At 65.9% G+C, this 12,152-nt stretch carries 11 protein-coding genes; 3 read left to right on the forward strand and 8 right to left on the reverse strand.

The genetic code is table 11. From position 1 onward, the window contains the following. Positions 1-381 precede the first annotated feature (381 nt). From D7Y11_RS37895 to ettA, 6 genes are all read right to left on the reverse strand, one after another. Positions 382-1,290, reverse strand: a complete 909-nt coding sequence (locus D7Y11_RS37895) for a zinc metalloprotease (protein WP_233605161.1) — start codon at positions 1,288-1,290, stop codon at positions 382-384. Positions 1,291-1,349: 59 nt separating this feature from the next. Continuing rightward, positions 1,350-1,637 (reverse strand): hypothetical protein, encoded by a 288-nt coding sequence (locus D7Y11_RS37900; protein ID WP_126936115.1) that lies wholly within the window; start codon positions 1,635-1,637, stop codon positions 1,350-1,352. A gap of 910 nt (positions 1,638-2,547) precedes the next feature. Next, positions 2,548-2,817 carry a DUF3349 domain-containing protein gene (locus D7Y11_RS37905; protein WP_158629156.1) on the reverse strand — a complete coding sequence of 90 codons (270 nt, stop codon included), beginning with the start codon at positions 2,815-2,817 and terminating at the stop codon, positions 2,548-2,550. 62 nt (positions 2,818-2,879) lie between these two features. Continuing rightward, positions 2,880-3,638, reverse strand: coding sequence for a hypothetical protein (locus D7Y11_RS37910; protein WP_121754891.1), 759 nt, complete (start codon positions 3,636-3,638; stop codon positions 2,880-2,882). Then, positions 3,631-4,719, reverse strand: a complete 1,089-nt coding sequence (locus D7Y11_RS37915; RefSeq protein WP_121754892.1) for an AAA family ATPase — start codon at positions 4,717-4,719, stop codon at positions 3,631-3,633. The genes D7Y11_RS37910 and D7Y11_RS37915 overlap by 8 nt, the downstream gene beginning before the upstream one ends. A gap of 72 nt (positions 4,720-4,791) precedes the next feature. Next, positions 4,792-6,471, reverse strand: a complete 1,680-nt coding sequence (ettA, locus tag D7Y11_RS37920) for an energy-dependent translational throttle protein EttA (RefSeq protein WP_126936116.1) — start codon at positions 6,469-6,471, stop codon at positions 4,792-4,794. Between the two features lie 188 nt (positions 6,472-6,659). Between ettA and D7Y11_RS37925 the strand changes: the two genes are divergently transcribed. The 3 genes from D7Y11_RS37925 to D7Y11_RS37935 all read left to right on the forward strand — a co-directional run bounded on the left by D7Y11_RS37925 (position 6,660) and on the right by D7Y11_RS37935 (position 10,133). Beyond that, positions 6,660-7,601 carry an ABC transporter ATP-binding protein gene (locus D7Y11_RS37925; protein ID WP_126936117.1) on the forward strand — a complete coding sequence of 314 codons (942 nt, stop codon included), beginning with the start codon at positions 6,660-6,662 and terminating at the stop codon, positions 7,599-7,601. 26 nt (positions 7,602-7,627) lie between these two features. Then, positions 7,628-8,389: an ABC transporter permease gene (locus D7Y11_RS37930; RefSeq protein ID WP_120596984.1), complete on the forward strand. Its 762-nt coding sequence runs from the start codon at positions 7,628-7,630 to the stop codon at positions 8,387-8,389. A 130-nt stretch (positions 8,390-8,519) separates the two neighbouring features. Next, entirely contained in the window at positions 8,520-10,133 is a 1,614-nt protein-coding gene (locus tag D7Y11_RS37935) for a serine/threonine-protein kinase (RefSeq protein ID WP_126936118.1), read from the forward strand. A 54-nt stretch (positions 10,134-10,187) separates the two neighbouring features. On the opposite strand, the gene D7Y11_RS37940 is transcribed toward D7Y11_RS37935, so the two are convergent. Then, positions 10,188-10,607: a VOC family protein gene (locus D7Y11_RS37940; protein WP_126936119.1), complete on the reverse strand. Its 420-nt coding sequence runs from the start codon at positions 10,605-10,607 to the stop codon at positions 10,188-10,190. 68 nt (positions 10,608-10,675) lie between these two features. Next, a complete protein-coding gene (locus D7Y11_RS37945) occupies positions 10,676-12,106 on the reverse strand; it encodes a M20 family metallopeptidase (protein WP_121780075.1) in 1,431 nt (476 codons plus the stop codon). Positions 12,107-12,152: the final 46 nt, after the last annotated feature.

The raw sequence follows: 12,152 nt of genomic DNA on the forward strand, positions 1-12,152 counted from the left end.
GAGCAGCCCTGTCAGGAGGCGCCGCTGCCCGGCAGTTAGCCGCACGCCCTGCTGGGGCCTCTTCCGGCGCACGCTGCTCATTACCAACGCAGCGTACCCCTGAACGGAATTACTCCGGTTGGCTTAGCTGCCAGGCCCATCCAGTAGCCCCCGAGGAAGCAAGCCAGGGAACTCGACTTCGAAGGCTCGAACATCCTTGACGAGTTGCTGGACAGCATCGTCACGCAGTTGCCCTTGGTATTGCAGGGTGTCCGTACATCGGGCGAGCAACCACTCGACATCCAAAACCGGGGCGCCTGGCCTGCCCAAGAGCCCTTGGAGAGCTCCGGCCAGGTCGCGAGCCCATGTGTGCTTCTCACTGCCCGCCATTGCGCCTCCCAGCTACTGGGCAAGGTCCGGGCGGTAGGTGGCCAGGGTGCAGCGCATGCGTTGCACCTGCTCCGCGCTGAAGCCCGTCATGCAGGCGTCGTCCGTCAGCTCCATGTAGTTCTGGATGGGGACCGGCACGCCGCCGCAGCTGGTGATTCCCGCGGTGCACCCCTTGTGGGAGGTGGCGTTGGGCGGGGTGTCGCAGATGCGGTCTCCGGTGGTGTAGCAGTCCGGCGCGGTGGCCGTGCCGCACCCCGAGTAGTACGTGTGGAACAAGCCCAGGTAGTGGCCCACCTCGTGAGTGACGGTCCGCCCGTTGTGGTACGGCGGGAAGGGCCCCACCCGTCCGAACGCCAGCCAGTTGATGACCACCCGGTCCTGGGGCTGACCCACGGCGCCCGGGGGCTCCGCTGGTAGGAAGGGCACGTACCCTCGCGAGCCGCCGGCGCTGTTGGTGTAGATGTTCACGTAGCGAGTCGGATCCCAGGCGGTGCTGAGCCAGTAGCTGCCTGTGTCCTGGTACCACGTCGTGTTGCAATAGCGCTGGATGCCCGTGGTCGGGTTGCCCAATGGGTCCACGGTGGCAAGGAAGAACTCAATCTTGCTATCCACCCCGCCGCTCCCCGGAGTTCCAGTCAGCGCGCGGAAGTCCTCATTGAGGACCGCAATCTGACTGTGGACCAGCGCGTCCGAGACGTTGCCATTCGTGCACGCAGTGTCCGCGACGACATGGACCACCACCGGGATGCGCCGCACCGCCACGGGCAGCCACTGAGGGCCGGGGACAGTCGAGTCCATGGAGCAGTCGGAGGGGGAGAACTTCGCCACAAAGGAAGGCGCGGGCTCCGGAGCAGTACAGCCGTCGGAGTGGACCAGGGGGGACGCTCCGGACAGGAGCGCCAGGGCATGACCGACCATCATGGAAGCAAGTGTCATTTGAACCCAGGATACCTTGGGCTCACGCGACTGGCGCCACCACTTCAGACGAGATGTCCGCCATTGCCAGCGGCCATTCCCTGTCCCACCCAAGGGCTCAAGTGTTCGTTGAATTCTTGGTCGCTCATGCCGCCCTTGCCGACCCTCCACCACAGCCCCGACTCCAGCAAGACCCTCAGGGGAATGGGTGGGAATGCCCGCTTGAAATAGAAAACAATCGCAGAATGCGAGATCCCACCTTCAAGAATACCGCCCAGCAACTCCGCGAGTTCCACTGGGGTCAGCAGCCTCTCTTTCGCACGCAGCACGTTCAAAACATCTTCATCAAGCATGCTGAATCCGCACAATCTCCAGGATTCGAGCGGAACCGATGACTTGAGCCCCGGTATGCATTGGGATTTCCATCCCCTGCGACACGTGCTGCCAAGGCTCGGGCAGAAACGGCTCGATGATTGCCTCTTTCTCTTGTCCCGGCACCAGCGGTCCTGTGTCGTCCAACGTGACAGAACCTCCATCCAGTGACATCTGGCCATCGGGCGCTCGGCTTCCAATGTTCCAGGATGGTCGGAACACTTTTCCCAGCGGTCCCTGGGAACCGCCCTCTTCAGTCGTCAAGAGCCTGATCACTGCGCGGATGAGCAAACGCTCTCGCATGGTTCCATCCCCCCTCGCCATCAGCGTAGCAGGACGGTTTCGAGGAACGTGCTCAACTCATCGTCCCTCATGTCCCCGCGCAACATCAGCCCGACGCACGCACGTGCCAGACGCCCCATGATGTTCGGGTTGGTTCCTACAGGGCAGTGGGCTGCCGCACGGACCGCGAGAACGCCTCCTGTCATTCGGGCCTTTGACGCGGCATCGAGTCCTTCGAGGACGACGTGAGCGAACTCCTGCGGCAATCCGACGCGTGGCGATGCGATCGCGTATCCAGGAACGGGACTCCAAGGCGCGCCATCCACCTGTGTCCACGGAACTTCAAGCCGAAGCACGGGGTGCTCCCGCGCATACGTCCCCGATAGCCCAAGGAGTCCGTACTCCGAGTAAGCACCCCGTGGAATCATCGCCTCGATACCGATGGTGGTGACCATCGGCATCTCCAGTCCCGCGGCCACCACCCGGTCGACCCGGCCTACTGGGGCGTAGGCCGCGCCCGAACAATCACCGAGCCACACGCGTACGCATCCGAAACGCCCCACTTGCAGCGCTCTCACTGAATCCCCCAGAACAGTGGAAGGCCCTGACTCATTCTTCCTGAATCCACTCCTCAAGGCCCGCTGCGACAAGCCGGGCCTGAACCGCAGCCGCGGCGTCCGGGCTCGCAGGCTTGGATCCACCGCCTACGCCATAGATGTCATTCAGGACGAGCGGATAGTCCTGACCCAAAAAGTGGCCGACCACCATCGCAAGAGACCTGTCCGACATATGCGGGTACAGCACAGTCAGCAGGGGCAGGTAGTTCGCCTCCGTCACGCCTTCTGGGAAGGCCCTCTTGATCAGGGCCACAGTGCTCATGAGACTGGGGTGAAGCTCCATGGCGTTCGTTCAGTCGGACAGCGGTGGGGAGACCTTGGGGCCTATTTTCCACTGCGTAGGGAAGGGTCCATCAGAGGGGCCAGTCTGTCGCAAACTTCGGACAGAAACTGCGTCAGTCCGACACGTTTTCCGCGTTGCATAAGCGTCTCCAAAGGAGTGTCGCGCAGACACTCGCGCACACGCTCCAAGCCCCCCAAAGTGAGCTCTTCCAGCGCCTTCTTGGCGTCGTTCTTCGCGCCGTGCTCGCGGGCAGTCAGCTTGTGGGCGTCACGCACCGGGTGGAAGGAGAGTCGCTGCTCAACTTTTTTGAGAGTGTCTTCCTCCCCTTCGCGGGCATCGAAGCCGGTAAGCACCCAGCACTCTCGTTTAGCCTCCGCCAAGCCGATGATGACCTCGAACGGCCAAGATTTGTCGGCGCGAGCCTGTTCAAGCCCCTTACGCCGGTCAGAGTCTTTGTCGGCGTCTCGAACGAGGAGAACCGCGTCGGGTCGCCTATCCAAGGCGCTGAATAATAGCAGAGCTTTGCGAGCAGCAAGCGCGTCATGCGCGCCTGGCTCGCCTGCGAAATGCCCAAACACTACATGTTTTAAACCTGCATTGGCAGTTTCATCACCCACAGACTTCCAGAGCAAAAAAGACGTATTTGGCTTTAGCCCTCGCCATTGACGCTGCATGTCCAGCATCTCAGCTTCGAGCCAGTCAATCCTGTGAACAAGGACTCGGTCCGCAAGCAAGCAGGCCGTATCCTGGTCAGCAGGGGCCTCGCAGACGACGCCAAATTCGTAGGCGGGCTCACTCATGCGGCGCTGACGCGGGCTCCTTGCCAATCCAGCTCTCGCCCACGGTGCTCCAGAACTCGCCGGGGCTCATCAGGTCCTTCCACTTTTCGAATTCAGGATGCGCCGTGAGCTTCTCGCAGCGAGCGAACCCGTTCTCCGCCAGGAAGGTCATCCGGATCTCTTCCGGCCTCAGATAGTTCAGGATGAAAGGCGAGTGGCTGGTCGCCACAATCTGCAACTCGGGATCGTTCTTCTGGATGGCACGCAGGACCGAAATGAGCTTTCCCTGCGCCACGGGATGAAGAGCAAGCTCGATGTCATCCAGGAGAAGAAGCTTCGGCTTTTGGGGTCCGAGCAGCACCGTCAGCAGCCCCAATGCCATCAACGTGCCTTCGCCCACGGAATCTGCGGGCACGCCCTTCGCCCCCTGCATGTCCAGCACGAGCCGATTTCCCCAGAGCGTCCGTTTTTCGGACACATGGGTCGTCTGATCATCAAGGGCAATTGTTCTCAGGTTGCTCTGCTCGACAGAGGCACGCTCGACACGAATCTTCCTCACGGACGGCACGACCTGCTTCAGCGCGGATTCAATTTCCTCGAACAGGTCCTCGTGACTCAACTTGAGAAACGCAATCGTAGAGGCCAGTCCTGTGCCGTCACTAGTAATCGTGGGCACTTGCTCTTCGCTGTATGAGGCGTCTGCCAACTTTCTAGCTTCGAATCGCAAGAGGACTGTTGCGAGCATTTTTTGACGCAACTCCGCGCTGGCCCTCAGAACCTCTTGGCGGACTTCAGGATCAACTTCTCTGTACACAGCCTCGCTGATGGCGCTTGAGCCAGGGCCAGCAAGAACCACCTCGGAAGGAATGCGGCCTTTAGTCCCCTGAAAAGTCAGGCTGCATGGTTGACTCGCTCCGAAAGAACGAAATCTTTCTGGAATGCTGCGTGCACCGAACAGATCAATCGTGGCCAGCATCCGCAGCCCCTCAAGCAGCGTCGTCTTGCCCGAGGCATTCGGCCCCACCAGCACGGTGAAGGGCTCCAGGTCCAGGTCGAGTGAACGGTACGCCTTGAAGTTGCGGAACTGCACCTTCTCGATCACGCGTGCACCCTCCTCCCAACCACACCTCCGCCCCGGAATCACTCACAGGGCGGAGCACAGCACCACCCAATCTCAGCTCTTCGTCAGCGGGCGGTACCGGATCCGGTGCGGCTCCAGCGCGTCCGGGCCCAGGCGCTTCTTCTTGTCCGCTTCGTAGTCCTCGAAGTTGCCTTCGAAGAAGAAGGCCTTGCTGTCGCCTTCGAACGCCAGGATGTGCGTGACGATGCGGTCCAGGAACCAGCGGTCGTGGCTGATGACCACCGCGCAGCCCGCGAAGCTCAAGAGCGCGTCCTCCAGGCTTCGCAGCGTCTCCACGTCCAGGTCGTTCGTGGGCTCGTCCAACAGCAGCAGGTTGCCGCCGGCTTTGAGCATCTTCGCCAGGTGCAGCCGGTTGCGCTCGCCGCCGGACAGGTCCTTCACCCGCTTCTGCTGATCCGTGCCCTTGAAGGCGAAGCCCGACAGGTACGCGCGGCTGGGCACCGTGCCCGCCTTGCCCAGGTCGATGAGGTCCAACCCCCCGCTCACCTCCTGGAACACCGACTGCTCACCGTCCAGCGAGTCGCGGCTCTGGTCCACGTAGGCCATCACCACCGACTCGCCAATCCGCAGCTCGCCCGCGTCCGGCTTCTCCGTGCCCGTCATCATCCGGAACAGCGTCGTCTTGCCCGCGCCGTTCGGGCCAATCACGCCCACGATGCCGCCCGGCGGCAGCTTGAAGTTCAGCTCGTCGATGAGCAGCCGGTCGCCGTACGCCTTGCGCAGGCCCTTCGCCTCCACCACCAACCCACCCAGCGGCGGACCCGGCGGAATCATCACCTCGCCCGTCACGTCCCGCTTCTGCTGCGACTGGTTGAACAGCTCCTCGTACGCGGCGATGCGCGCCTTGCTCTTCGCCTGACGCGCCTTCGGAGACGCCCGCACCCACTCCAGCTCGCGCTTGAGCGTCTTCTGACGGTGGCTCTCCGACTTCTCCTCCAACTCCAACCGCTTCTGCTTCTGGTCCAGCCAGCTGGAGTAGTTCCCCTTCCAGGGCACCCCCTCGCCGCGGTCCAGCTCCAGGATCCACTCCGCCACGTTGTCCAGGAAGTACCGGTCGTGCGTGATGCACACGATGGTCCCCGTGTATGCCTTCAGCGCCTGCTCCAGCCACGCCACGCTCTCCGCGTCCAGGTGGTTGGTGGGCTCGTCCAACAGCAGCAGGTCCGGCTTCTCCAAGAGGATGCGGCAGAGCGCCACGCGGCGCTTCTCACCGCCGGACAGCTTCGTCACGTCCGCGTCGCCCGGGGGCAGCCGCAGGGCGTCCATCGCCATCTCCAGCGTGCGGTCCAGCTCCCAGCCGTTCGAGGAGTCGATGAAGTCCTGCAGCTTGCCCTGCTCGGCGAGCAGCTTCTCCATCGCCGCGTCATCCATGGGCTCCGCGAACTTCGCGCTCACCTCATTGAAGCGGTCCAACGCCTGGCGGATCTCCTTCAGACCCAGCTCCACGTTCCCCTTCACGTCCAGCTTCGTGTCGAGCTGCGGCTCCTGCGCCAGGTAGCCCACCTTCACCGTGGGGTCCGGCTTCGCGATGCCGAAGAACTCCGTGTCCACCCCCGCCATGATGCGCAGGAGCGTGGACTTGCCGGAGCCGTTGGGACCAATCACGCCAATCTTCGCGCCCGGGAAGAAGGACAGGTAGATGCCCTTGAGGATGTCCTTGCCGTTCTTGACCTTGCGCAGGTCTTGCATCGTGAAGATGAAATTCTGGGCCATGGCGGAAGGCCTCCTGGGATTCGCCGAAACGGTGAGCGGGGCCAGCGGATAGCAGGGAGCCCCATCCGGCTCAAGGCGCCTGCGTCCGCGCAGTGTCCGGTTGGACGGGGCGCGTCACGCGCCCAGGAGCGAAAACGCCTGCTCGCTGACCAGCGAACCCAATTCGAAGGTGTTAGAGGAAGCGCCCCATGTCCGAGCCCACGACCCCCGCCCTGGAGCTGAAGGGCCTCTCCAAGGCCTACGGAAAGTTCACTGCCCTTCACGCCGTGGACCTCACCATCCGCCCCGGTGAAATCTTCGCCCTCCTGGGCCCCAACGGCGCCGGAAAGACGACCCTCATCGGCAGCGTGTGCGGCCTGGTGAGGAAGTCCGCTGGCACCATGAAGGTCTTCGGCAAGGACCTGGACGAGGACCCCACCGGGCCCCGCTACCAGGTCGGCCTGGTGCCGCAGGAGATCAACTTCGACCCGTTCTTCTCCGTCGCGGAGTCCCTGCGCATCCAGCAGGGCTACTACGGCCAGCCCCGCGACGACGCGCGCATCGACGAAGTCCTCACCGCCTTGAACCTCCAGGCCAAGAAGGACTCCCTCACGCGCGCCCTGTCCGGCGGCATGAAGCGCCGGCTGCTCATCGCCAAGGCCCTGGTCCACAAGCCCAAGCTCGTGTTCCTGGACGAGCCCACCGCGGGCGTGGACGTGGAGCTGCGCCGCGACCTGTGGACGTACGTGAAGAAGATCGCCAGCGAAGGCACCACCATCGTCCTCACCACGCACTACCTGGAAGAGGCCGAGGAGCTGGCGGACCGCGTGGGCATCATCAACGAGGGCCGCCTCCTCATGACCGAGGACAAGTCCTCGCTCCTGCGCCGCTTCGGAGAGAAGCGCCTGGTCGTCACCTTCGCCGAACCGCAGGCCGCCATGCCCGCCGCGGGCGCGCGCTTCGCCGCGAGCCTGTCCACCGACGGCCGCACGCTCACCTACGTGGAGCGCGACAACTGCGCGCCCTCCGGTGAGCTGCTCCGCTCGCTCTACGCGGATGGGCTGCCCATCTCGGAAGTGGAGACGCGGCGGTCGCGCCTGGAAGACGTACTCATCGAAATCCTCCGTGGCCGCCCCTCGCAGGCCGCCTGAACCCCCGCTCCTTCGAAAAACACCCCATGAACGTCCTCGGGATGCAGACGCTGTTCGCGAAGGAGGTCCGGCGCTTCATGCGCGTGCCGGGCCAGACCATCCTGTCGCCCCTCATCAGCACCACGCTGTACTTCATCGTCTTCGGCTACTCGATTTCCGGCCGCATCCACGAGGTGGAGGGCCAGCCGTACCTGCACTTCATCGTGCCGGGCCTCGTGTTCCTGGGCATCGCGAACAACGCGTTCCTCAACAGCTCCTCGTCGCTGTTCATCACCAAGATTCAAGGCACGGTGGTGGACCTGCTGGTGGCGCCGCTGGGGCCCGGTGAATTGATGGTGGGCTTCATCGGTGGCGCCATGGTGCGCGGCCTGGTGGTGGGCCTGCTCACGTGGATTGTCGCGGCGGTGTTCTCCGGCTTCAGCCTGGAGCACCCGCTGGCGACGCTCTACTTCCTCATGCTGTCCAGCTACGTGTTCAGCGTGCTGGGCATGCTGGCCGCCGTGTGGGCGGAGAAGTTCGAGCAGATCAACTTCTTCCCGACCTTCGTGATGCTGCCGCTCACGTTCCTGGGCGGCGTCTTCTACTCGGTGCGCGAGCTGCCCTCGCCGTGGAACCACATCAGCCTCTTCAACCCCATGGTCTACATGGTGGAGGGGCTGCGCTACGGCATGCTCGGCAGCAGCCTGTTCTCGCCGCTCGTGGGTGGGGCCATCCTCGCCCTCACCGCGGCGGTCGCGACGGGCGTCACGTACGCGGTGTTGCGCTCCGGCTACAAGATGAAGGCCTAGGCGTCAGTAGCCCGCCTGCCTCCTCAACGGGTAGGAAGGCGGGCCCCTCCCTGCCGGACAGAACCCCGGTCATTTTGGAAGTCGGCTGTTTCCCGCCCGGTGAGAAAACGCGGTATCCTCCCGGACACCCATGGCGGTCGGTTTCGGGAAATACGAGCTGCTTCGAAAAATCGCGTCGGGCGGAATGGGACAGGTGTTCCTCGCCCGGGAGCACGGGACAGGGTTCGAGCGACTGGTCGTCCTCAAGCTCATCCTTCCCCACCTCGCCGAGGACGAAGAGTTCCTGGAGATGTTCCTGGACGAGGCGCGGCTGGTGGCGCGCCTGTCACACCCGAACCTCATCACCATCCTCGACCTCTCGGAGATTGAGGGCCGGCACTGCCTGGCCATGGAGTACGTGCAGGGCGAGGACGTGCGCCGGTTGGATCGCTTCGCGCGCAAGCAGGAGCGCCCGCTGCCGGTGGGCCTGGTGGTGCGCATCATCGCGGACGCGGCGGCGGGGCTGTCCTACGCGCACGGTGCGCGGGACGGGCACGGCCAGCCGCTGATGCTGGTGCACCGCGACGTGTCGCCGCAGAACGTGCTCGTCGGGTTCGACGGCGGCGTGAAGGTCATCGACTTCGGCGTGGCGAAGGCGGCCACCAGCGGTCAGCAGACGGCGACGGGCGTGCTCAAGGGCAAGTACCCGTACATGTCGCCGGAGCAGGCCAACGGGATGGCGGTGGACGGCCGGAGCGACCAGTTCGCGCTCGGTGTCGTGATGTGGGAGCTGCTCACCGGCAAGCGCCTCTTCAAGGGCGACACGGACCTGATGACGCTGCGGCTGGTGCGCGACTGCCAGGTGCCTCCGCCGTCGCAGCTCAACCCCAAGCTGCCGCCGGGCCTGGATGAGATCGTCCTCAAGGCCCTGGCGCCCACGCCGGAGGGCCGCTACGCGGACTGCGCCGCGTTCCGCCTGGCGTTGGAGGACTGGACGCTCAACCTGCGGCTGCCGTCCAGCAGCGCGCACCTGGCCGCGTACCTGCGGGAGCTGTACGCGGACCGCATCACCACGGAAGCGGACCCGGCGAAGTTGGATCAGCTGGCCGAGGACGTGGACCTGGACGCGCAGTCCAACTCGTCGCGGGACGGGATGCCCACGTCGGGTGCGCGAGGACAGGCCGCGTCGCGCGCGTCGAAGCTGGTGGGGCCGCCGTCCCGTCCGCCCACGCGCGTGGAGCCGGAGAAGACGCGGAACACCGCGGCCCTGATGCCGCCGGAGGCTCCGAAGCGGCGCGCCTGGCTGCCCCTCGTGGTGGGCGGTGTGGCGCTGGTGGTGGGCGGCGCGGCGGTGGTGCTGGTGCGCGGCAACTCCGAGACGGTGACGCCGCCCCCGGTCGTTGCCACGCGGCCCCCGGATGAGGTGCAGGGCCGCACGCCGGAGACGCCCACGCGCACCACGCCGCCGGAGAACACCGCGCCCCAGCCGGTGCGCCTGATGGTGACGAGCGAGCCGCCCGGCGCCACGGTGCAGGTGGCGGGCGAGGAGCGCGGCATCACGCCGGTGGCGCTGCCGCTGGTGCCCGGGGAGCCGTCGGTGGCGGTGACGCTCGCGCTCAACGGCTACGAGCCGGTGACGCGGCACATGTCCGCGGCGGACGCGCCCGGGGTGGCGGTGGCGCTCCAGAAGCGGGCGGCACGGCCGTCGACCCCGCCGAAGAAGCCGCCGTCCACGTCGTCGCTGGGCATCAAGACGGGGCGCTGAGGCGCTTCTTCGTGCCGCCGGTCCGGCGGACATGCACTGCCCGGGTGAGGCGCGTCAGGAGCGCTTCGCTCGCGACTCCGCGGCCACGACGACGACGTAGCCGTCCGGGTCCTTCGTCCAGAACTCCCAGCGGCGCGAGTTCGGGTTCACGTGCGGCGCTTCCACCCACTCCACCTTCAGCGCCCGAGCCGCGTCCACGCACGCGTCGAAGTCCGTGGTCTCGAACCACAGCAGCACGCCGTGGCCTCGCGGCGCCGAGTCAGGCCCCATCAGGTTCGCGTGCTCATCCAGGTCCCACGCGTGGAGCTGGAGCACGAGCTCGCCGTTGTTCAGCAGCATCTCGTACTCGGGCCCGCCGTGCCCGCTCTCACAGCCGAGCACCTCCTGGTACCACCGGCTGCTCGCCTCCACGTCACGCACCGCGATGAGGGGCTGCGAACGGACGTGGCCGGTGCGGCGGGGCTTGCTGGGCATGGGGCGCTCCGGAAGGCCAGGCTGGGAGAAGGACGGGGCGCATGCGGCCCCGTCCTTCCGGTGAGGCACTACCGCTTGAAGTGGTCCGCGACGACGCTCGCCACCGCGGCGGTCAGCTTCTTGCCCGTGGGGATGTGCAGGAACTCATTGGGCCCGTGCGCGTTGCTGCCCGGCCCCAGCAGGCCCGTGATGAGGAACTGCGCCTCCGGGAAGCGCTCGCCCAGCATGCCCATGAACGGGATGGTGCCACCCTCGCCCATCGCCATCGCGGGCTTGCCGAAGCACGTCTTGGACGCGTTCTCCACCGCGTTCGACAGCCAGCTGGCCAGCGGCGGCGCGTCCCAGCCCACCGACGCCTTGTCCCCGTCGAACGACACCTTCGCGCCGTACGGCGGATCCTTCTCCAGCGTCTCCTTCAGCGCCTTCGCGGCCGCCTTCGGGTCCACGCGCGGCGGGATGCGCATGGACAGCTTCCACGTCGTGAAGGGGCGCAGCACGTTGCCCGCGCTCGCCAGGCCCGGCACGCCCTCCACGCCCGTCAGCGCCAGCGCCGGACGCCAGGTGCGGTTGAGCACCAGCTCCTCGCCGTCCGTCGTCACCGGGTTCGCGCCCTCCACCCAGGGGAACTTCGAGAACAGCTCGTCGCCCATCGTCTGGGCCGCGGCCTTCGCCTGCTGGCGCCGGCCCTCCGGAATCTCCGTGTGCAGGGCCTGCACCTTGATGTGGCCCGTGGCCTCGTCCTCCACGCGCGACAGCAGCATCCGCATGATGCGCATGGAAGACGCCACCACGCCCGTCGCGTCACCGGAGTGCACGCCCTCCGTGAGGATGTCCACGCGCAGGTTGCCGGCGATCATTCCGCGCAGGCTGGTGGTCATCCACAGCTGCTCATAGTTCGCGCAGCCCGAGTCCAGGCACACCACCAGCGACGGCTTGCCGATGCGCGGCGCCAGCGCCTCGATGTACGCGGGCAGGTCGTAGCTGCCGCTCTCCTCGCACGCCTCGATGACGATGGCGCAGCGCGCGTGCGGCACGCCCTGCTCCTTGAGCAGCCGCAGCGCGGACAGCGACGCGAACGCGGAGTAGCCGTCATCCGCGCCGCCGCGTCCGTAGAGCTTGTCGCCCTCGCGCACGGGGGTCCACGGCGTCAGGCCTTCACGCCAGCCGGTCATCTCCGGCTGCTTGTCCAGGTGGCCGTACAGCAGCACGGTGTCGTCACCGCGCGTGCCCGGCACCTCCATGTAGATGACCGGCGTGCGGTCCTTGCCGTCCGCCGTCTTCAGCCGCACCACCTCCACCGTCAGGCCCGGCAGGTGCGTGGCCTGCGCGCGGCACCAGTCCGCGATGAGCTGGACGGCCTGCTCCATGTGGCCGGACTTCACCCAGTCCGGGTCGAAGGCAGGCGACTTGTTGGGAATGCGGATGTAGCGCTCCAGCGCCGGGACGATTTCCTGCTCCCAGATGCGCTCGGACGAGGCGAGGGCTTGGTCGACGTTCATGGCGGCGCCATGCTGCCCACCCCGGCGCCCCCTGTCGATGGAAAGC

Origin of the sequence: Corallococcus sp. AB018 (assembly GCF_003986945.1) — a bacterium.
Lineage (GTDB): Bacteria > Myxococcota > Myxococcia > Myxococcales > Myxococcaceae > Corallococcus > Corallococcus exiguus.

Bases quoted from the DNA above. Each gene is read 5' to 3' on its own strand.
- D7Y11_RS37900 (WP_126936115.1), bottom strand. From the start codon at position 1,637: ATGCTTGATGAAGATGTTTTGAACGTGCTGCGTGCGAAAGAGAGGCTG.
- D7Y11_RS37945 (WP_121780075.1), bottom strand. From the start codon at position 12,106: ATGAACGTCGACCAAGCCCTCGCCTCGTCCGAGCGCATCTGGGAGCAG.
- D7Y11_RS37930 (WP_120596984.1), top strand. From the start codon at position 7,628: ATGAACGTCCTCGGGATGCAGACGCTGTTCGCGAAGGAGGTCCGGCGC.
- ettA (WP_126936116.1), bottom strand. From the start codon at position 6,471: ATGGCCCAGAATTTCATCTTCACGATGCAAGACCTGCGCAAGGTCAAG.
- D7Y11_RS37940 (WP_126936119.1), bottom strand. From the start codon at position 10,607: ATGCCCAGCAAGCCCCGCCGCACCGGCCACGTCCGTTCGCAGCCCCTC.
- D7Y11_RS37910 (WP_121754891.1), bottom strand. From the start codon at position 3,638: ATGAGTGAGCCCGCCTACGAATTTGGCGTCGTCTGCGAGGCCCCTGCT.
- D7Y11_RS37925 (WP_126936117.1), top strand. From the start codon at position 6,660: ATGTCCGAGCCCACGACCCCCGCCCTGGAGCTGAAGGGCCTCTCCAAG.
- D7Y11_RS37895 (WP_233605161.1), bottom strand. From the start codon at position 1,290: ATGATGGTCGGTCATGCCCTGGCGCTCCTGTCCGGAGCGTCCCCCCTG.
- D7Y11_RS37905 (WP_158629156.1), bottom strand. From the start codon at position 2,817: ATGAGCACTGTGGCCCTGATCAAGAGGGCCTTCCCAGAAGGCGTGACG.
- D7Y11_RS37935 (WP_126936118.1), top strand. From the start codon at position 8,520: ATGGCGGTCGGTTTCGGGAAATACGAGCTGCTTCGAAAAATCGCGTCG.